Origin of the sequence: Nostoc sp. (assembly GCF_036916655.1) — a bacterium.
GTDB lineage: Bacteria > Cyanobacteriota > Cyanobacteriia > Cyanobacteriales > Nostocaceae > Nostoc.
Map to the genome: position 1 here is coordinate 298,135 of NZ_JBALFY010000101.1, position 21,367 is coordinate 319,501.

Consider the following 21,367-nt stretch of genomic DNA (forward strand, 5'->3'; position numbering starts at 1 on the left):
CAAAACGATGGCATTTCTCAAAATATCAATGATTTGCGACTATTAGTAAATTGTCTAAACGATCTGTCTTACTGTTAATTAACTCCTTAATTTTAGAGATAAACTCATGCTCTAAAAAAGGCTTGGTCAAGTAAGCTTTTGCACCCAATTCTTGGGCAAGTTGGCGATGTTTTTCAGCGCTACGAGAAGTGAGAATCACCACAGGTATTTTTGCTAAGTTTGTGTATTGACGGAAATTGCTCAATAACTCAAAACCGTTCATTCGTGGCATTTCTAAATCTGAGACGACAATTTGAATCTCAGGATGTAACTGTAACTTTTCTAGAGCTTCTACACCATTTTGAGCTTGTATTACTTGATAGCCAGATTTTTGCAGAGTTAGAGAAAGAGTCTGCCGAAGACTAATTGCGTCATCTACTACTAAAACAACTTTTGGTGATTTATGATCTGGCCCTTGAGAATAAGTTGTTTGGGTTTCTATGGTTTCTATAGTTGTTGTGGAAGTCGATGCAGCAAGTAATGGTGTAGATGAAAAAGTATGTCCTGATATCGGCAAGACTTTTTGATTGGCGGAAGAAGCTGACGCAACTGGTAGCGCTCTGATATTAAGTGTTGTTTGTTGGATATCGCTAGATTTTACTAGCAACGAAGCATCAATTATTAAGATGAGATTGCCATTAGCTAAACTACTACAACCATAAATGTATTTTGGTGGTGCGATCGCATTTCCTAAAGGTCTAATTACTAGTTCTTGTTCACCAATTATTTGGTCAACTTCTAAAGCAACCTTTCCCTGATTTCGTCGGAGCAAAAGTACAGGATTTTTGGCTACACTTGAGTCTTGAGTATTTGATGTATTGTATGGAGTAGTACTATTCAAGAATGAATCATTATAATCAATCAACTTTGAAAGTTGACGGAGGCTGACCATAGTCTCATCATTGTCTGTGTTCCAAAGTAAGACTTTTTTACCTTCAATTTCTTTAATCTGTTGTTCAGAGGGAATCACTATTTTTTCGATACTATCCAAAAGCAAACCATAAACAACACCTTTGGCTTGAACTAGCATTAACTTTTCTGTAGTCATAGAAAAAGGAATTTTGAGTATGAATATTGTTCCTTGGTTGGGTAAGGATTGAACGGAAATAGAGCCGTTAAGCGCGTGCATCTGAGTACGGACAATATCTAAACCCATCCCGCGCCCAGAAATTTCACTTACTTTATTAGCAGTAGAAAATCCTGGCGAAAATATCAAATCTAAAAGTTCAGGTTCAGCTAGATTAGAAGCATAAGCTCTAGTTTTTTCTTCAGTTTGTATGGGATAAAATTCAGCAGCTTTCCTGCGAATTCTGTCTAAATTGAGTCCCTGACCATCATCACGAACTTCGATAATAGTTTGGCTACCCTGATGATAGGCGCAGATTTCGATTAAACCTTGTTCTGGTTTAGCAAGCTGTCGGCGCACTTGTGGAGTTTCAATACCGTGGTCAAAAGCGTTACGTACTAAGTGTAACAAGGGATCGTAGAGCTTTTCTGCGATCGCTTTATCTACCAGTACTTCACCACCAGTAAGTTTCAATTCTACAAGTTTGGCATGAACATTCCCTAACTTATTTACCATGTGAGGGAAGCGATTCAAGATATTGCCCAAAGGCGACATTCGTGCCTCTACTAAGCTATCTATAATATTAAGAGTTAAATTCTCTTGTTTGTCACTAATTTGAGCAGCTTGTGTCACAAGCAAGTCAAGAGATTCTGTAGTTTCTTGTAGTTGCAGTGTCTCTTCTATTGCTTCATGCAATGTCAGATGAAACTCTGTATATACATCCATTTCCAAAGAGTCAAAATTCACTGCAAAACTTTGTGTTTCTTGTGAAGTAATATTTTGTATTTGTAATGGTAAATCACGTAACTCATTTAAAGTTGTTTGATGTCTATTGAGTTGCTTGATTAATTGCTCAATTATTTCTTTGACTTGTTCATCTTGCAAACTACGCCGTTTTTGGTAAATCAGTAATTCTCCTGCTAGATAGTTGAGGTGTTGCAGTCTTTCTGTATCTACCCGAATAAATGAAGGTTGGCGAAAATTTTTAGTTTGAACATACTGTGATTGATCTTCTATTTCTTTATTGATTTGTGTAGAAATATCAGGCATGACTTCAATAGCTGTTTCAGGAACATCTGCAACTAACTGCTCACTGACGGCTAAAGAATCAACCTTTCCTAAAGAATCATTAGTCTGAGTCTTCACGACTTCAACAGCAAGATTTTGATTAGCTTCTTCTCCCCAGATTGCTTCTAGCAAGTTATCAGTTGGTTGAGATATCTCTTTAATCACTAATAGTGTTTGTAGCTTAGGACTATCCAACCAATTTTTTTCTTCGCCAGTCACAGGAGGATAATTTTTATATTCTTTTGCTAATTTATAAATTTGATGTTGTAATATTTTAATTCCTGAGAGGTAGCTGTCAGATGGTTTCAGAGAATATTGAAACTTTGCAACTGCAAATAGGATGATTAAGATGATCCCACGTCGATAAATACAAAGACTTGGGCTATCTTCTTCATCTTGAACAAAATCGAGAAAATTTTTCAGCCAGGTTTCGATGTAATTAAGTAGACTTTTTCTCTCTAATGTGGGAACCAGTAATGTCAAATTAAGTTCTGATTCGGGGATTAGCATCTGGTGATTAAACCAGCCAAAAATGTAGCGAATTACTTTTAAATAAAACTTGGCAGTTGTGGGATTAACCGATTCCTTGTTATTGTTATCAGATGTCGTAAGAAACTGGTAAAACTGTTCTTCATTGATGATATATATGCCAGGAGACGAATTATTTTGTAATTCTTCAGATAACTCATGACTTACCACTGTTGCGAGTTTTTGCAAATCTGGAGAAGGTTCTCCACCAGATGTGCGATCGCCTTTTAGTACCAATTCTTGTGCTTTTTGTAAATCTGCAAGGGCAATTTCTGCAATTTGCTGTACCTGGGTAGGATTTGCTCGCAATGCTGATAGAATGGTTTGGGCAATTTCTCCCAACCCAGGTAAATTTAGAGATTCCGCCAAGCCAAAAAATACCTCGCCTTGAGACTGTAAAAACTCAATTAATTCAGCATCATTAGGTGGATTTTTAACAGCGTCAGCAATGCTATTTAAACGTTGCTCTACTCCCGTTTCAAAAACCGACTCCACAATATCAAATCCTAATTCTTCAGAAGTGGGAATCTGAGATTCAGCACCAAAAGCATCACCCAGTTTTTCTTGTAACTGTGAAAACACTGAAGTTGCTCGATGGATAAGTTCTTGGTCGTTAACAGTACTACCTATTAGTTCGGTATTTAATGCAATGCTCAGACACTCATAAGCTTGTAACAAAAGTGTTTGTAATTCAGCATCAACTACCACTTTTGGATTATAGAGAGACTTAAAGACATCTTCTAAAAAATGGGCAATCATCTTAATTACTTCTAGCCCAACATTAGCAGCGCCACCTTTAAGTGTATGAGTAGCTCGCATTAAGTTGTGAACTTTAGCAGTACTATAACCTTCCGACAAGCTAAATAGTTCTTGCTCAATAATTTGGACTAATTCTGGGGCTTCAGCCAGAAAGTAGATGTATCCTTGTTCGCGAATTTCGCTATCTGTAATCATATTTTGGATTTTAAATTTTGGATTTTGGATTTGTTACGTAAAGTTTTAATTGATCAACTGTCATTGCAAGAATTTCGGTGTTTTCTGACATCAAATTGCTCACTTTTTCCAGTGGTAATAAACCAACCTCAACAATAAGTTCCATCCAATAAAGACTTTCATCGGCTTCTTCCTCTACCAAGCTGAGTTTAGCAATGACATCGGCGGTTGATTTACCACGACAAGCTGACCGATAGTTAGATCCCACAGATGTTGCTGAACGGATTAGCTGCTTGCCAATTACATCTGCCGTTCGGCTCTGCGGAAGAGCTTCTATTAAGCGGATTACTCGCAATGCTAGCTGCTTTGTTCTCCGCTTAAAATCCTCCTTATTCATAATCCAAAATCTAAAATCTAAAATCTAAAATTCATTTGACTTTAAATTTATCGGCAGTTGTTAATAAATCTTGCGCCATTCCTGATAAATCTTGGAACACAGTCGCAATTTCTTGAGATTCAGCAAAAGTTTTATTGGCAATTCCTGCTACATCTTGCATTGATTTAGTTACTGTTACAGATTGCGCCATTTGTTTTTGAGTCGCTGCGGTAATTCGCTCGATTAGCTGACTAATTTCGGCAGTTGCAGAAACGATCGCATTTAAGTTTTGGCGAGTGTCACTGACAAGATTTGTCCCTTCCACTACCTGCTGAATACCAGTTTCCATTGCTACTGCAACTTCCCCGGTTTCTGCTTGAATCTCTTGGACTAATTTTTCAATTTCGATGGTTGCTGCTGCTGACTGGCGAGATAAAGAACGGACTTCATCAGCTACAACTGCAAAGCCTTTGCCATATTCACCTGCACGAGTCGCTTCAATAGCTGCATTCAGAGCTAGTACGTTTGTCTGTGTAGCAAAATTACCAATCAAATTCACCACTTTGGAGATTTTTTGCGAAGATTCACTGAGGCGTTTAATCTTTTTGCTGGTTTGAGCAACCGTTTCGCGAATTCCTTGGATGGCTTTTACAGTCAGGTTCATGGCGGTATCGCCAGACTCGACAGTTCGATTGGCTTGTTGCACTGCTAGTTGTACTAACTCTGCATTGGCCACTACGGCTTGAGTAGAGTCTGCCATCTGTTGAATGTCACCTAAAGCTGCGGTAATTTCCTCAGATTGTTGTTGCGCTAGATTGGTCAGTCCCGCTAATGAAGCCTCGCTATTGCTAGAAGTTTGGGCAACTTGTTGAGCAGCCCCTTGTACCTGAATAACGATTTGCCGCAGCGCTTGCAAGGTATTATTGTAAGCGTCAGCGATCGTGCCTAGCTCATCTTCTGTAATCGGTGCGCGTACTGTTAAATCGCCGTTGAGAGCAGGTCTAAGGGCTTTTAAGAGTTGAATAGATCGTTGTTGTAGTAACTCCTTGGCTGCCTTTTCTCGTGCTACTGCTTCTGCTAATTTTGCTGACTGCGCTTGGACTTGTTGCAAATATTCGGTATGTTGTAATGCTAGTCCTAGCTGGCTACCAATCCGTGCTAACAAAGTTACTTCCAATTCTTCCCAACCACGAGTTCCCGAATTTTGATAAGCTGCCAGCAATCCCCACAATTGTTCTCCAGCAAATACAGGAACAATTACATAAGCTTTGGCTTCAAATTGCTCTAAAATTTCAATGTGGCAAGGAGAATGACCTACCTGATAGATGTCATTTACAACAAAGTTTTCTCCTTGAGCATATCGACCTCCCTGAGTTTCTTGTAAGTGGGTATCTTCCCACACGGTTTTAATATCGGGGCCTACCAGTTTTACCCAAAGATGGCCTGCGGACTCGGCGACAAATTCACCACTCCAGTTAGGGTTGAAACGATACACGGCGACGCGATCGCATCTTAGTAATTGTCTGACTTCTTGAGTGGTTGTTTTGAAGATTTCTTCGACATCCAAAGATTGCCGAATGCGGTTACTAATTTTGGTGACAGCTTTCTCTTGTTCCGCTATCTGAGCTAGTTTCTCAGATTTCACCCGCACTAATTCTAAATAATCTATCTGTGATTTAGCGAGGCTAAATTGCAAGCTAGTCTGAACCAAAAAGTTCACTTCCCAGCTTTGCCATTCACGGACGCTGGAATTTTGATAAGCTGCCAGCAAGCCCCACAATTTATCCCCAAAGAATATCGGAACAATGATGTAAGCTTTGGCTTCAAACTGCTCTAAAATTTCAATATGGCAAGGAGCTAACCCTACTTCATAGATGTCATTAACGATAAAGTTTTCACCTCTGACATACCTACCTCCCTTAGTTTCTTGCAAGTAGGTATCGTCCAAAACGGTTTTGATATCAGGGCCTACCAGTTTTGTCCAACCAGTACCCACAGACTCAGCCACAAATTCGCCACCCCAGTCAGGGTTAAAACGATAGACAGCGACGCGATCGCATTGTAGTGATTGACGCACTTCTTGAGTGGTTGTTTTGAAGACACTTTCTACATCTGAAGATTGTCGGATGCGGTTGACTATCTTAGTGAAAACTTTCTCTTGTTCAACTATTTGAGCTAGTTGGTCAGATTTTGTCTGCACTTGTTCCAGATATTCTCCTTGTGAGATAGCCACACCAAATTGCAACCCAATTTGAGTTACAAAGGTTTCTTCCCAAGGTTGCCAATCACGAGGCCCAGAATTTTGATAAGCTGCCAGCAAACCCCATAATTTTTCTCCAGCAAATATCGGTGCAATGATATAAGCCTTCATTTCATACTGCTCTAAAATGTCAATGTGACATTGAGCATGGCCCGTTTGATAAATGTCATTGACTACAAAGCTTTCACCATTGGCATAACGTCCTCCTTGAGTCTCTTGTAAGTGGGTATCTTCCCAGACCATATAAAAATCAGGGCCTACCATTTTTACCCAGCCATTACCCACTGATTCAGAAACAAACTCACCGCTCCAGTCAGATTTGAAGCGATAGACTCCGACGCGATCGCATTTTAGTATTTGACGTACTTCTTGAGTGGTTGTTTGAAAAAGCTTATCGACATTTGATGCCCGCAGAATTTTATCAACGACTTTAGATACTGATTTTTTCGCTAGTACTCGTTGTTGCTGTTCTTTTTGGAATTCAAAGCTCTGTAATTTGTAAGTCAGTTCTGTTGTAATTTGAGATAGCAGACTAATTTCTACTTCTTGCCACTGTCGTGTTGAGTAGCAATTATTTACTGCTAGTAAACCCCACACTTTACCTTCTACTACAATCGGTAAACTCAAACTCGCTTTAATTTGAAATTTTTCTAGGAGTTGTTTTTGATAAGGGGTAAGTTGTATCTGATTTATATCATCAATAACTACAGGTTCTATATAGTCTTGGTTAGTATATAAGCCAAAAATAATTCCGGGAATATTTTCGCCTAAAGTTGGTGTCCAACCTAGTGTTCTGGATTCTGCTAAAACATTACCTGATTCCCTAGAAGTAAAGTGATAAATTAAGGCGCGATCGCAGCCAATTTTTTCTCTAATTTGCGCTACAGTTATTTTGAGTAATGTATCAAAGTCTGGCGCTTGACGCATGTGATTTGAAATGTCTTGTAACTGTCGTCGCCAAGTTTTAAATTCTTGAGCGATCGCATTTAATAAAGATATTTCATTACTAGCAATATTCGCTATATTGGCATTACCATTCTGATTTTCTAATTCCGAGATTAGAGGCTCACTCTCATGGCTATTATTATACAAAAATGTCATCTGATTAACCTCAAAAAATGTGATGGGTAATAATTTGATCCGTGGCACGTAAGAATGTTATGGTATTTGTTCATTAATGATTAGATGTTTTTAACATACCTACTCATTACTAAATACTCAATTATGAATACTCCATATTGGAGCTTGGATAATAGTTTTGGCATCCAAATTAAAAATCATATCCTCTGAATCATTAATAAAATATCCCTGTAAAAAAGGTGATATTTTAGGATAAAATAATTCCGCCGTTGCTGGCTTCATTTCTTTAGTATCCAGCCATTCAATATCTATAAGTTGTCGTACCAATAATCCCAAGTACTTACCCTTATTTTGCAGAACAATTGCCATCATTTTTGAAAGTAAGTTTGTCCCTTGAGAAATTGGAGGATAACCTAACATTGCCTCTAAATCAACTAACCAAAGCATCTCACCACGCCAGTTATAAATACCCAAGACGCTACTTGGCATCTGAGGAACGCCACATATTTCTGGTAATGATACTTGCAAAACTTCTGTAATGTGTTGTAACGAAATTACGGCTGTATCACTTGCTCCCAAATTAAAACTTAAAAATTTTTCCTGGGTTTCCAAAGCTATTGATCCTTTGTCCTTGATTATTTATCTTACGCCACTATTTGCAGTTATTGTTTGTTCTTACAGAGGTTCTATTTGATAAACAGTCACTTTTAGTATTTGTTGATTTATGAAATTTGTACTAATTAAGTAATCGCTTTAAAACTACCGCTAATTCTTCTCGATCAATTGGTTTTGATAGATAACCATCAGCGCCTAACATATTACCCCAAATTTTATCTACATCACTATTTTTTGTAGAGCAAAAAACTACAGGTATGTTGCTAGTGTTAGGATTATTTTTCAGTTCTCGGCAAATTTCAAAGCCACTTTTACCTGGTAAAATTACATCAAGAAATATTAAGTCTGGCTTGTTTTGATCTATTTTATCTTGAGCCTCTTCACTGCTGGTGGCGCTAATCACAGAATAACCTGCCTGTTGCAAGTAGCGGCTGATTATTTCCATATCTGTTAAGCCATCTTCAACAACTAAAACAGTATTCATGGCAATTACTCGTTAACTTTTTCTCAAAATGTAAACAAAATATATAGATCCTAAATGATTATTCAAAAAAGACATGGAAGGGACTAGAGACTAGCCCTAACCCCTTTCCTTTTGCCCTAACCACTATTTCACAAATCAAATAGGACTGCTATAAATACAAATTTCTGTATTTGTCTAATTTTGATTCAATCTTTATATATCAACATCAGAAAAAGTACGTAATCAACATAACTTAATATATATTTAAATGTAAGATGATTTTATCATCGAGTTTTTGATTGCAGATTAAAAATTTATAAATACCTGAAAGTAAGTGAATTTAAACGCAAAAATAAATCTTTAAATCTAAAATTAATTGACATAGCCAGTGACTTGATTGCTTGAGTAAATCTAAAATCAAAGATAGTTATACCTCAATAATTTAATTTTTACTGAGGTGGAAAAGTCTATAAGTTTTGAGGAAGAATGCAGAATCAAAAATCGTCTCTAATTCTCCCTAATTACAAACCTCTAAACTAGATTTACTTTTGTCAGTGGATACACTTGATGTAGGCAAATACTTGCGGACAATACTCATTACCTTATCAGACACTACAGGTTTAGTGAGAAAATCTGTAGAACCAACTACTTTAGCACGAACTCTATCTAACAGACCGTCACTGCCTGTTAATATAATTATTGGCGTGTTGGAAAATGTAGATATTCGTCGTAACTGAGTACAAATTTCGTAACCACTGGCAACTGGCATAATCAAATCCAAGAAAATCAGGTCTGGTTTATCCTGAATAAGGGTTGGTAACGCTTGTACAGCATCTTGAATTTTGACAAACCTTAAGCCATTGGAAGTGATAATATCCTCTAGCATTTTACATACTTGAGGGCTATCATCGACGCAAGCCACTAGTGGAGCAATTCGCCTCTTTGCTTGTGTGCTAGTAGAGTTATTGTTAACTTCAGTAATTCCTAAAGGCAAGTCAGGTACTTCTATCAATTCAATGATTCCTTTAAGGATATAAGGAAGCAACGAACGAGTGAGTGGTAGTACACTCTGCTTCATTTTCATGGCTAAATCTCGCAGAGTGAATTTGCCATTGATTAAATTTACAAAGTTTTTGTAGACAGATGGACTAACCATCTGCTCAAGTTGTTCTGGTCGTCGGAGAATTGGTGCCAAGTCAGGAGAAAAATTTGCTAAACCAGCTTCCGACCAAATTTTCCACGAGTCCTGCATGTGTTTTACAGACATTTCTGCACTCGTGAAGCTCATTGGGGTTTCTAAGATAACTTCTTGGCTGCGATTGCAACTAATAGAAGCAAAGTTTCCTTGTAAAGCTAGGTCAAATAATAGTTCTGCTATCGTATTTTCTGCAATAGATTGAATCTGTTCCCTCTGGATTTTCTGTTTTTTATAAAAGACTTCTATCAGTTTATAGTCCCAGTAATCAATTGATAGGTCTTGCACACGTAACTGCAACTTATCAACATCAATTTGGGGACAATTTTGAGCTATATGTCTACGCCAACGTCGGAAGGGATGAGTTCCCCCTGTCGCCCAAACTATTCGTCCCAACCGATAGTAAAAAGTCCATTGACTGCCCTTTGAACTCTTAATATTTAATTTGCCATTGTATTGCAACTGAGTGCAAGTTTTAAATTCATTTACTAGGTTATTTGAAATAAGTTCCTGATGGAGCATAGTTTGTTCCTTTTATTAAAAGCCATTAAAACCGAAACTGGTATAGAAAGGCATAAATCCAGCTAGCATTTCAATTAACCTGATAAATTATTCAAATTTATTGTTAAAGTCAGGCAACACTTCCGCCACACTAGTGTTCAGTAAATATGTGAATAAGTACAAAATGCATTTGGTACATAATAGTCTAAATCAAGATTATTAAAAGCAAGGGAGATGGGAAGACAGCAAAAATGTTGCTAGTAAATAATTTACCTAGCATCTAGTTTTGGTTGGCAGACTTTACTTTTTTGGTAATTCTGTTAACATTTATGACTAAAGGAGGTTGCCATCGTTCACATCATGAAGTATTGAGTATTGATATATCATTTTAATAATTTTCATACAAAATCATATCCGTATAAGTTCTGAATTTTTGTTTAAAATATATTAGTATTCTCTAGAGAGTCGTGCTTGAGTTATTGAAATTAGCAATGTATGTTAAAAATATTTATTTAAGTTTGCAATTATTAATACATTTAGTTGATGTCAGCTTTTTTAAGAAATATTTTTTTGAAAAAGGCTCACTAATAAGACAAGTAGCGGTCATATTATAGAGTAGATATCTCCAGAAATATGCTTTATCTACAAAACTTATAGAGACGTAGCACTGCTATGCCTCTACATTCTTATTCATTAGATATCTAATATTTATTTAGGAAAATTTATTCAAGTTGGTTGTGGTTTTGATAGCTCACAACAGCTGCTCTGAGATTACTTTGGTGTTCTGAAAGCAGTCGATTGCCTTCATCTTTTTCCAAACCAGTCCAGTGCATCAATAGCGCCAGCTTAACCCATTTACCACTGCGTTCTAGTAAAAAACCAGCAGCTTCTCGACTTAAACCTGTGAGGTCTTGCAAAATTCGCAAAGCGCGATCGCGTAACTTTTGATTTGTTACCGCCACATCCACCATCCGATTGCCATAAACTTTGCCTAGTTTGACCATCACACCACTAGAAAGGATATTTAAAGCTAATTTAGTGGCTGTACCAGCTTTCAAGCGAGTTGAACCGGCAATTATTTCTGGCCCTGTCAATAGGCGAATATCGATATCGGCATCAAAGCTAACTTGTTCAGCGGGAACACAGGCGATAAAAATAGTTGTGGCTCCCCGCTGACGAGCAGCATGAAGCGCACCGTGGACATAAGGCGTTGTTCCACCAGCAGTAATGCCAACTACGACATCTAGTTGAGTAACATGTCGTCCAGCGATCGCACTTTCACCACCTTCGATGCTATCTTCTAAATCTTCAGAACTGCGTACCAGTGCGCCAGCACCACCAGCAATAATCCCCTGTACCAATTCTGGGGGTGTACAAAAAGTAGGTGGACACTCAGCAGCATCTAACACCCCTAATCTGCCACTTGTCCCTGCACCGATATAGAATAGGCGTCCTCCGTGGCGCAAACGCTCTGCGGTACACTCAATTGCTTCAGCCAACTGAACTTTCGCCGATGCAACTGCTGCCACAGCTTTTTGGTCTTCGTTATTAAACAACTCCACTAATTCCAGAGAACTGAGCTGGTCTAAGTTCAGACTATTAGAATTTACCAGCTCGGTTAAAAGATGTCCGCGTTCCTGCAAGTTTGTCATTTGTCTTTTGTCTTGTGTCATTTGTCCTTTGTCATTAGTCATTTGTCCGTTACCAATGACCAATGACCATTTACAACAATCCTTCCAATTTGCGACGAATCTTCTCTAGTTCAGAATCAGACAATTCTGGTTCTTCTAGTGGCTGTTGATTGAGCAAGAAGGTGTCTTCAACAGTATCCTCCTTCTTGGCATCTGCTTGCCAGTCAGTTTCTTCTACATTCAGTTCTGGGGGAGTGACAACTAAATTGCTGTTTTCTGGGATAATTTCCCATTCATATCCAGCACTTTCGCAAAATTCCTTGATTTCCTCAGCATCGATCGGTTCTGGTGTTGGTGCGGGGAAATCTTGAGCTTCTAACATTAGGGCAAAGCGCGTCGCATCGTCTTCTGACTCGAACATCAGAATTTTATTGCGATCGCCCTCCCGAATCGTGTGAATCCCCTCATTTTCCGTTCGAGCATTAAAAATTAACACAAAGACACGCATTGGTGTAATCATCTGTCCTTTTTAAGGTTTATTTATATTAAAGTTCGAGATTGTGCCTCAAGGGAAGTCACAGGAACAATTTTCACTCTATTCAGATTTTCCTGAAAACGCCAATATTATTAAGCATAAGTATTAGATCGAGATTAGATCGAGCAAATACCGTAACTTAACCAATGAGGCCTTAGGTTTAGTTGGCGTATCCTGGAAATGGCATACTGAATCAATGTGCCAGTTAATGCTTGTGTGTGCCAGCGACATCCGGCAATTAATACAGTGAAAGCAAATGATTAAATCTCCCAATCAAGATCATCACTCCTCTTACCCTAACCGCAAGCGTATGTGGTTGCTGGTGTTGAGTCGGGGTAGCATTGCCTTGGGCGGACTTTTACTGTTAGGAGTTATTGTCGGTATTTGGCGGTTGTGGACTTTTGTCCAAACAGAGTTAACACCCTTGGCACAACAAAGTCTCACGACTACACTCAATCGTCCGATAAACCTGGGAAAAGTCACACAATTTTCGTTGACGGGAGTGCAGTTTGGGGCTTCCGCTATCCCTGCGACAAGCACAGATCCAGACCGGGCCACAGTGGAATCTGTGGAGGTGGGTTTTGACCTGCCACAACTAATTTTTAACCGCCACTTGAAGCTAGATGTCACCTTAGTCAACCCAGATATTTATATTCAACAGGATGACCAAGGGCGCTGGGTTTCCACTACTATCGCGTCGTCAGGTGAAGGCGGGCCGATTAAAACCGATTTGGAAAATCTGCGGTTTCGCAATGCCAAGCTGGCGTTGATGCCGCAGGAGAGGGGAGATGGGGAGCAGGGGGGCAGGGGGGCAGAGGGGCAAGGGGGTGGAGAAGACTCAACTTCTAACTCAGCACTGGCTCAACGGCACGCTAACGCTAACAACACTCAGCACTTGCCCGTAACATTTTCTCAACTCAACGGATCTGCCCAACTCCTCGCGAACAACCAATTGATCCGGTTTGAAGTTGGGGGTCAAGCAGATAGTGGTGGCAGCATTTCTATTCAGGGAGAGACGCGTTCCAGGGTGCTAGCAGGGAACTTCCAGGTGCAAGCACAAGACTTGCTAGCTGCGGATATTACTCGCTTGATTAAGTTACCGGTGAACTTACAGGCAGGTCGAGCCAATGGCGACTTGCTGGTTCGGTTGACGCCAGGACAGCAAACTTTATTGTTTGGCAATGCTGCTGTACAAGGGGTAACACTTCAAATACCCAAAGTCCCGCAATTGTTGAGCAATAGTCAAGGAAACCTGCACTTCCAAGGAACGGAGTTGCAGTTAAATAATGTTACTAGCAACTACGGCAAAATTCCCCTAGTGGCTACGGGAATCATCGACACTCAAGCAGGGTTTAAGTTGGCAGCGCGTGTAAATGCGGTAAGTTTGGCCAATGCCCAGGAGACTCTCAAGATAAAACTACCTGTGCCGATCGCAGGACAAGTACAAGCAGACTTACAAATTACCGGATCAACTAAAGAGCCAATTCTCTCTGGCTCAGTTGCCACAATCCAAGCTGCTCGGATTGATAAAGTTGATTTTAATAGTATTAGTAGTAAATTTGAGCTTGTTACTAGTTCCTCTTTAATTACCCTGAAAGATATTCAAGGTAAAGCTAAAGTTGGTGGCGACATTACGGGCGCGGGCACAATTCAACTTGGTAAAAGCCCACGACTGGATTTAAATTTCGCTGCCAAAAATGTTCCAGGGGATGCGATCGCAAAAGTCTACGAAACAACACCCGCTTTTCAAATTGGTAATGTCTCAGCTACAGCCGAACTAACTGGCGCTCCCACCAGTGTTCAAACTGTGGTACGATTTCAAGCTCCTAACGGAACTTACCCCGGAACTGGCGAAGTTGCAATTGCTTCAAATCGCACCCTCTCTTTCCGCAATGTAGCTCTAAATGTCAGTGGTGGTACAGTCCGGGCAACTGGTAGTTATGCCAATGAGCGTTGGCAAGCTGTGGCTGTTGCCTCTGGGGTAAAATTGGAACCCTTTGTAAACAAAAGTCAACTGCAAAATGTCTCTTTGGCGGCAGCACAGTTTAATGGTCGTCTCCTCCTCTCAGGAAGCACAGCACCATTTAAAATTGCCACGGTTCGCAGTGATGGGGCAGGAGTTCAAATTGGTGGCGGCACAGTTGCAATTTCTAATATCCAACTGCAAGAGCAAAGCTTTTCTGCTCAACTTGTAGCTAATAATGTGCGGCTGGGACAAATCTTGAAACAGTCTCCCCCAGCTTTAAATAATCCTTTGGGTGGAACGTTCCAAATCGCAGGCAATAGAGAGAATTTCAGCCTCAAAACCCTCATTGGCAGTGGTGAAGGTCGCCTTGCTATTGGAAGTGGCACGGTTACAGCTAAAAATATCCAAGTAGCTAATGGTGTTTATCAGGCGCAAGTTCAGGCTAAGAATGTGCCTGTGCAGAAGTTGGCAGCAGTACCAAAGCAGTTCCAAGGTGCGTTAACTGGTCAGTTCAACGTGGCGGGTTCTGTTGATTCTTTTAAACCGCAAACTATTCAAGCTAGTGGTCAGGCGCGGATAAATGTTGGAAGTGGAACGATTACAGCCTCTAATATTCAAGTAGCTAATGGTGTTTATCAAGCGCAAGTTCAGGCTAAAAATGTACCTGTGCAGAAATTGGCAGCAGTACCAAAGCAATTCCAGGGAGCGTTAACTGGTCAAGCAAATGTGGCGGGTTCTGTTGAATCCTTCCAACCGCAAACTATCCAAGCTATGGGTCAAGCGCGGATAAATGTTGGAAGTGGAACGATTACAGCCTCTAATATCCAAGTGGCTAATGGTGTATACCGGGCGCAAGTTCAAGCAAATAATGTACCGTTACAGAAGTTGGCAGCAGTACCAAAACAATTCCAGGGAGTGTTAACTGGTCAAGCAAATGTGGCGGGTTCTGTTGAATCTTTTCAACCACAAACTATTCAAGCCAGTGGTGAGGGGCGGCTAGATGTTGCAGGTGGAACGATCGCAGCCTCTAATATTCAAGTCGCTAATGGTCGCTATCAAGCTGTAGTTAATGCTGGCGGTGTGGAATTAAATCGGTTAAATCAGCAATTACGGGGTCAGTTTGGCGGTCAGTTGCAATTAGTTGGCACGCTAGGATCGTCCAAATTAGCTGATGTGCGTGCCGCTGGGCAGGTGCAATTATCTCAAGGTATTCCTGGTCTTGAGCAACCCTTGAGTGCTGCGATCGCTTGGAGTGGTGAAAGGCTGACCATTGAGCGAGCAACTGCTCCCGGTTTAAGTGTGACTGGTAACATATTAGCCAATGCTAAACAGGCAGGCATACCGGAAATTACTGCCCTAAATCTCAACGTCCAGGCGCAGAATTACAACTTAAAACAGTTACCAATCAATCTTCCTAATCAGGTTGCTGTGGCGGGGAGAGTAGATTTTAGTGGTCAAATCACTGGTAAGCTGCCCTTGCCAAATGTGGTGGGGCAAATTAACTTACGAGACTTAGTTGTTCAAGATATTGCCTTTGAGCCGTTGTTAACTGGAAACATCGATTCCGCACAGGGACGCGGTTTAAATTTGAACTTAGCAGGAAATAGCGATCGCCTGTCCTTCAATTTAGATGCCAATAATCGCCCGAAATCTTTCTTAGTCAAATGGCAGCAAGCATCAGCCACAGGTAATGTTCAAGGCAATGATTGGGCACTAAAAGTTGCAAATTTCCCCTTACAAATATTGAATTTGACTCCGCCAGCAATTACTCGATTGGGTGCTGGTAAGATCGCTGGATTGTTGACTGGGGATTTACTATTTAATCAGCAGACATTGGCAACAACGGGGAATTTAGCGATCGCTAATCCGCAAATTGGCCGAGTTAAAGGCGATCGAATAGCTGCTCAATTCCGCTACAGTAAAGGTAAAGCCACACTCGCAAGTAGTGAATTTGTCAAAGGCAGCAGCCGCTACGCCCTTGTCGGCACTTTTGATCAAACTCCGAAAGGCCCTCAACTACAAGGTAAACTGAATGTCAAGCAGGGTGAGATCCAAGATGTTGTAGCTGTGGCAAAAGTATTTGATTTACAAAATTTGCCAGGTGGTTCCGCAGAAATCTACGGCACAGCAGCGGATCTAACCACCACCCCTCAAGGAGCGCCAAATCAACCCTTATTAACCCAAATCCAACGGTTTTCTGAAATTGAAGCCCTGCGAGCAGAACAGGAACAACAGCGACTTGATTCCACTCCCATACCAGATTTGGCAGACTTAAAGGGGACTTTCAATGGAGAAGTGGCTGTAAATACAGCTACAGCCAATGGATTATCAGTGGAATTTAATTTGAATGGAGAAAAATTTGCCTGGGGTAAAAAGGAAGAACGAAATCGTTTTTATACTGCCGACAAAGTGATTGCTGAAGGCAACTTTGAAAACGGTGTATTGAGTTTGCGACCATTACGCCTCGAATCTCAAAACAGGCTAATTGCCTTCACGGGTAACGTTGGCGGTGATGAACAATCTGGTCAGCTGCGGGTGAATAATTTTCCGGTACAAGTACTGAATAATTTTGTCAAATTGCCAGTTGGAATCACAGGTAATCTTAACGCTACAGCAGCTTTAGCAGGTAGTATTGCCAACCCCCAATCTAGAGGAGAATTGCAAATCACAGAAGGAATGCTAAATCAGAGCAAAATAGAGTCAGCAACAGCAAGTTTCAGCTATGCCAACGGACGCTTAAACTTTGGTAGTACTGTAGCAGTTGCCGGCCCAAAACCTGTTGATATTACTGGCAGCATACCTTATAAATTGCCTTTTGCTTCTGTGGCACCAGACAGTGAACAAATCAGTTTGGATATGAAGTTAGAAAACGAGGGATTGGCATTATTAAACGCATTGACTAATCAAGTGATATTTGAGAAAGGTGAAGGAGAAGTAGACCTCAAGGTGCGAGGAACATTGCAAAAACCCCAAGTAGATGGAATTGCTACTGTCAATAATGCTACTTTTTCAGCCCAGGCATTGCCAGGTAAGTTGAGACGTGTCACGGGTAGAGTACTGTTTAATTTTGACCGCATCTCAGTAGAAAATCTTCAGGGTAGATTTAGCCGTGGGAAGGTAGAAGCTGCTGGAGAAATTTCCATTTTCAACAATGAAAATGTGACTATTAATAATCCCCTGACTGTTAACCTCGATCAGCTAGCGTTGAATCTCAAAGGACTTTACCAGGGAGGTGCTAGTGGCAATTTGCAGATTACTGGTTCTGCCCTTAACCCCATGATTGGCGGTAGAGTAAATTTATTTGATGGTCAGGTATTGCTAGCAGAATCTACCGACGCCACGACATCTGCAAATAACAGTAGTTTTGGTGTATCACCGACAAAAGCCGATAAGCAGAGCAAACCGGAAATTGGGAATGGGACGGGAAATGCGAACGCCAGATTTAATAATCTAGATTTGGAACTAGGTAAAAACGTCCAAATTACCCGTGCCCCTATTCTCAGCTTCCGCGCCACTGGTAATCTTATAGTTAACGGCTCAATCAATCAACCAATACCCGATGGCACTATTGAGTTAGAAAAAGGTGGAGTCAATTTATTTACTACCCAATTTAACCTTGCTCATGGCTATAAACACACCGCAACTTTTAGTCCTTCTCAACCCCGTGACCCCAACTTAGATATTCGGCTATTTGCCAAAGTACTGGATGTAACTCAAAGTAATGATTTCGGACGAGTAAATGCCACAGGTTTATCAGCCTTAGAGAGTGTTCGAGTCGAAGCCACTATCAACGGTTTAGCGAGCAAACTGAATGAAAATTTAGAATTAACAAGTAGTCCGTCACGTAGTCAAACCGAAATTGTTGCTCTTTTAGGAGGTGGATTTGTAGACACCCAAGGGCGTGCAGACAGTACTTTAGGTCTTATTAACATCGCAGGTTCGGCTGTATTCAACAATTTTCAGTCAGCTTTCAACCAGATTGGCAGTACCTTTGGCTTAAGTGAATTGCGGATATTTCCTACCGTTATTTCTGAGAATCCCGAAGCAGGAAGAAGCAATTCAACTTTGGAATTAGCAGCTGAGGCTGGGGTTGATATTTCTTCTAAGATATCCGTTTCCAGCATCAAAATTTTGACCACAAATGACCCATTCCAATGGGGTGTTAATTACCGGATAAACGACCAATTTCGTGTTCGTGCTTCCACTAACTTAACCGATGACAGTCGTGCAGTCGTCGAATATCAAAATCGGTTTTAAATCCCCCTCTCAAATAAGTCAATATCAGATTGTGATATTATCATCCCCTTGCTGATTAATAACTAATCGCAAAATCGATAACCCCAAAATGATCAAAAATAGCACTAACCCAATTGTGCAAGCATAGCTAATTTCCAAGTTGTTGAAGGCTTGCTCATATAGATAATAAACAATAGTTTTTGAGCTATTGAGTGGCCCTCCTTGAGTCATAATGTAGACTTCTTCAAACACTTTGGTCGCAGAAATAGCTGAAATCACCGCCACTAGCGCTAAATAAGGCTTCATCAAAGGTATGGTAATATCCCAATGTTTGCTGATACCATCAGAGCCATCGATGGCTGCGGCTTCGTACACATCAGCAGGAATTGATTGCAACCCTGCTAAATAAATCACCATGTAGTAGCCTAATCCCTTCCACACCGTGACAGCCATCACGCTGGCAAGAGAAATTGGTACAATGCCAAAAATTTTTACTGGGCTTGTTAGCCAAGGAATACCTTCTGAAAAAATACCTAAAGCTTTAAATAACTGATTAAGTAATCCGTTTTCTGCATACAGCCATTTCCAAGCTATTCCCGCAACCACCATTGAAATTACCACTGGGGTATAGTATGCTGCTCTAAACCAATTCATCCCCCGCAGTTTTTGATTTACCAAAATTGCTAGCACTAAGGGAGCAATTACTAAAATTGGTACTACGCCCACAAGATATAAAAAAGTGTTTTCCAAGGTTTTCCAAAAAACTGCATCCTTCCAAAGCTTGAGGAAGTTGGCGAAACCTATCCATTGTGGCGGCTGGGCAATATCTTCATAGCTGGTAAAGCTGAGGTAAAACGCTTGCAATGCAGGCCAAAAGACAGTTAACCCTAAAATAATCAAGGCGGGTAGTAAAAATAAATAAGGCGTTAGACGCTGTTTGATGAACATCCAACTCTTAGGTGTTAATTGATTCATCGGAAGTTTAATAGTTATTTTTTGCTTTTTCAGAACAAGAATTTGGAGATGTGAGTAAATTTAAGCTTCAATATTTTAAGGGCATATATTTGCTTGCGTAGCGCTTCGCGCTTGCCGTATGCATTGCTAATTAATAATTCAGAGATAAACTGCGATGGAAACTCAGCACAATCCACCAATTGAACATCAAAATGTCCCCATAAACCACCGTGGACTACATGAATTTTTGTACAGTTCTGAAGACGAACACGCTGCCGTTGAGGTGAGTATAACTCCTGAACTGACAAACAATGGTACTGAAATCATTGATCTTGAAGCTTGGAGTGCAGCTACTCAGAACGCAAAAATTGCTGGTGTTTATGCAGTATTGGACGCAGAACGCCGCAGCCAGTACATTGGCTATTCTCGAAATGTGTTGCTTTCCCTCAACAGTCATCTTCGCCAAAATGGTAAGGAAAAGTGTGCTTTTGTGCGTGTGCAATCATTCAAGTTCCCCAAGCGTCAAGAAATGGAAGATTTACGAGATGCATGGATAGCAGAACTCGAAAGTAGGCCACCTGGTAATGCTTCCGAAAGTGGTATGTGGGCTAGTACAGTAGGCGAAGCGACTAAGGCGGTAATGTCGGAGGCAGAACGTCAAGCCTATGAGGATAAAAAGCTAAAATTGCGGAAAGCAATGGCTGATACAACCCTTTCTAAAGAGTTAGAAACAACAGATGCAAGTCAAGCCGAACGTCAGCGTCAGCTTGAAGGTGCTGTGAAAAACGATGACTGGAGTGTGATTATCGATGCACAAACACAAGAAACCAAGTTTTAGGATAAGTGTTCAGTCCTCTTGTTATTTCCCCACTTGAATATCCCATATCTTTACAGGATAGGGTATTCAAGGCCTTGTTACGATCAAAACTTTCAGAGTAGAATCTTAAACAGCAGAAATAGCACAGACTTGTAATCCAACAGGTGTGTGAATAATCACTGATTCTACACCGAAAACTTGTGCGATCGCATTTGGTGTCAAAACTTCTTCAGGTGTACCAACTTCCCAAATATGACCCTGTTTTAATAATGCAATGCGTGAACTATACCGAGCGGCTAAATTCAATTCGTGTAAAACTGTGACAATAGTTAATTCCTGCTGCTGATTCAGTTCTTTGAGCAGTTCCAATAGTTGCAATTGATAGTTGATATCTAAAAAAGTTGTCGGTTCATCTAATAATAGAACTTTGGGTTCTTGCGCCAGTGCTAGAGCTAAAAAAGCTCGTTGTCTTTCACCACCTGAAAGTTGTTCGACTAAGCGATCGCTTAATTTTTCTAATTGCGTCTTTTTAATTGCAGCTTCAACTTTTACCCAATCTTGGGCATTTAATTCCCATTGCCACCAAGATTGATGTGGCGTGCGTCCTAAACTTACTAATTGTCGCACTGTTAAGCCAACGGGAACTGTTTGTTGTTGCGGTAATAATGCTAGCTTCTGTGCAACTAAATTTGGAGGTTGAGAGTGAATTGCTTTACCATCCAGTAACACTGTTCCATGTTGTGGCGAGAGAATACGGCTCAGTAATTTGAGTAAAGTCGATTTACCTGAGCCATTAGCACCAACTAAACTCAACCATTCTCCTGTTTGCAGAGTGAGGTTAATCTCTTGGACAATTGGCACTAAGGCGTAACCGCCTGTGAGATTTTGTAATTCGAGTGGCATTTCAAAAAATAAAAAATTAAAGGTGTAGTAAACAACAATTTTTAAAAGTTAATGAACTTCAAGTAAACACTAATTAAACTAAAAGCCTCTCTAATAAAATTAGAGAGGCTTTTAGTATAAAAAATAAACCTGGCATCGAGCTATTTTTGCGTAGGGCTACCCCTAAACTATCGTGGCCGCAGCAGCGTTTCACCTCTGAGT

General features: G+C 40.4%; 12 protein-coding genes. 2 read left to right on the forward strand and 10 right to left on the reverse strand.

Translation table 11 applies throughout. The features are described 5' to 3' along the window. Positions 1 to 25: 25 nt before the first annotated feature. From V7L31_RS28750 to V7L31_RS28785, 8 genes are all read right to left on the reverse strand, one after another. The gene (locus tag V7L31_RS28750; protein ID WP_334699375.1) at positions 26 to 3,655 is read right to left on the reverse strand and encodes a hybrid sensor histidine kinase/response regulator; all 3,630 of its coding nucleotides are present in this window, start codon (positions 3,653 to 3,655) and stop codon (positions 26 to 28) included. A gap of 10 nt (positions 3,656 to 3,665) precedes the next feature. Further along, entirely contained in the window at positions 3,666 to 4,031 is a 366-nt protein-coding gene (locus V7L31_RS28755) for a four helix bundle protein (protein WP_334699376.1), read from the reverse strand. Between the two features lie 31 nt (positions 4,032 to 4,062). After that, positions 4,063 to 7,371: a GAF domain-containing protein gene (locus V7L31_RS28760; RefSeq protein ID WP_334699377.1), complete on the reverse strand. Its 3,309-nt coding sequence runs from the start codon at positions 7,369 to 7,371 to the stop codon at positions 4,063 to 4,065. Between the two features lie 117 nt (positions 7,372 to 7,488). Next, a complete protein-coding gene (locus tag V7L31_RS28765; protein WP_334699378.1) occupies positions 7,489 to 7,962 on the reverse strand; it encodes a chemotaxis protein CheW in 474 nt (157 codons plus the stop codon). Between the two features lie 124 nt (positions 7,963 to 8,086). Continuing rightward, positions 8,087 to 8,449 (reverse strand): response regulator transcription factor, encoded by a 363-nt coding sequence (locus V7L31_RS28770; RefSeq protein WP_334699379.1) that lies wholly within the window; start codon positions 8,447 to 8,449, stop codon positions 8,087 to 8,089. Positions 8,450 to 8,945: 496 nt separating this feature from the next. Continuing rightward, positions 8,946 to 10,145, reverse strand: a complete 1,200-nt coding sequence (locus V7L31_RS28775; RefSeq protein ID WP_334699380.1) for a response regulator — start codon at positions 10,143 to 10,145, stop codon at positions 8,946 to 8,948. 701 nt (positions 10,146 to 10,846) lie between these two features. Next, positions 10,847 to 11,776, reverse strand: a complete 930-nt coding sequence (gene murQ, locus V7L31_RS28780; RefSeq protein ID WP_334699398.1) for an N-acetylmuramic acid 6-phosphate etherase — start codon at positions 11,774 to 11,776, stop codon at positions 10,847 to 10,849. 70 nt (positions 11,777 to 11,846) lie between these two features. Further along, positions 11,847 to 12,275 (reverse strand): DUF3110 domain-containing protein, encoded by a 429-nt coding sequence (locus V7L31_RS28785; RefSeq protein ID WP_292853747.1) that lies wholly within the window; start codon positions 12,273 to 12,275, stop codon positions 11,847 to 11,849. A gap of 271 nt (positions 12,276 to 12,546) precedes the next feature. On the opposite strand from V7L31_RS28785, the gene V7L31_RS28790 reads away from it, so the two are divergent. Then, positions 12,547 to 18,513, forward strand: a complete 5,967-nt coding sequence (locus V7L31_RS28790) for a translocation/assembly module TamB domain-containing protein (protein ID WP_334699381.1) — start codon at positions 12,547 to 12,549, stop codon at positions 18,511 to 18,513. Between the two features lie 24 nt (positions 18,514 to 18,537). Here the strand turns inward: V7L31_RS28790 and V7L31_RS28795 are convergent, their stop codons facing one another. Next, on the reverse strand, positions 18,538 to 19,467 hold the full coding sequence (locus V7L31_RS28795) for a carbohydrate ABC transporter permease (protein WP_334699382.1): 930 nt from the start codon (positions 19,465 to 19,467) through the stop codon (positions 18,538 to 18,540). Between the two features lie 154 nt (positions 19,468 to 19,621). Between V7L31_RS28795 and V7L31_RS28800 the strand changes: the two genes are divergently transcribed. Further along, complete coding sequence (locus V7L31_RS28800; RefSeq protein ID WP_334699383.1) at positions 19,622 to 20,284, forward strand: GIY-YIG nuclease family protein; 663 nt, start codon at positions 19,622 to 19,624, stop codon at positions 20,282 to 20,284. A 105-nt stretch (positions 20,285 to 20,389) separates the two neighbouring features. Here the strand turns inward: V7L31_RS28800 and V7L31_RS28805 are convergent, their stop codons facing one another. Then, the gene (locus tag V7L31_RS28805) at positions 20,390 to 21,166 is read right to left on the reverse strand and encodes an ABC transporter ATP-binding protein (protein ID WP_334699384.1); all 777 of its coding nucleotides are present in this window, start codon (positions 21,164 to 21,166) and stop codon (positions 20,390 to 20,392) included. Positions 21,167 to 21,367 lie beyond the last annotated feature (201 nt).

Excerpts from the sequence above, each read along its gene's own strand:
- V7L31_RS28750 (WP_334699375.1), bottom strand. The coding sequence starts at position 3,655 with ATGATTACAGATAGCGAAATTCGCGAACAAGGATACATCTACTTTCTG.
- V7L31_RS28755 (WP_334699376.1), bottom strand. The coding sequence starts at position 4,031 with ATGAATAAGGAGGATTTTAAGCGGAGAACAAAGCAGCTAGCATTGCGA.
- V7L31_RS28760 (WP_334699377.1), bottom strand. The coding sequence starts at position 7,371 with ATGACATTTTTGTATAATAATAGCCATGAGAGTGAGCCTCTAATCTCG.
- V7L31_RS28770 (WP_334699379.1), bottom strand. The coding sequence starts at position 8,449 with ATGAATACTGTTTTAGTTGTTGAAGATGGCTTAACAGATATGGAAATA.
- V7L31_RS28775 (WP_334699380.1), bottom strand. The coding sequence starts at position 10,145 with ATGCTCCATCAGGAACTTATTTCAAATAACCTAGTAAATGAATTTAAA.
- murQ (WP_334699398.1), bottom strand. The coding sequence starts at position 11,776 with ATGACAAACTTGCAGGAACGCGGACATCTTTTAACCGAGCTGGTAAAT.
- V7L31_RS28785 (WP_292853747.1), bottom strand. The coding sequence starts at position 12,275 with ATGATTACACCAATGCGTGTCTTTGTGTTAATTTTTAATGCTCGAACG.
- V7L31_RS28790 (WP_334699381.1), top strand. The coding sequence starts at position 12,547 with ATGATTAAATCTCCCAATCAAGATCATCACTCCTCTTACCCTAACCGC.
- V7L31_RS28795 (WP_334699382.1), bottom strand. The coding sequence starts at position 19,467 with ATGAATCAATTAACACCTAAGAGTTGGATGTTCATCAAACAGCGTCTA.
- V7L31_RS28800 (WP_334699383.1), top strand. The coding sequence starts at position 19,622 with ATGGAAACTCAGCACAATCCACCAATTGAACATCAAAATGTCCCCATA.
- V7L31_RS28805 (WP_334699384.1), bottom strand. The coding sequence starts at position 21,166 with ATGCCACTCGAATTACAAAATCTCACAGGCGGTTACGCCTTAGTGCCA.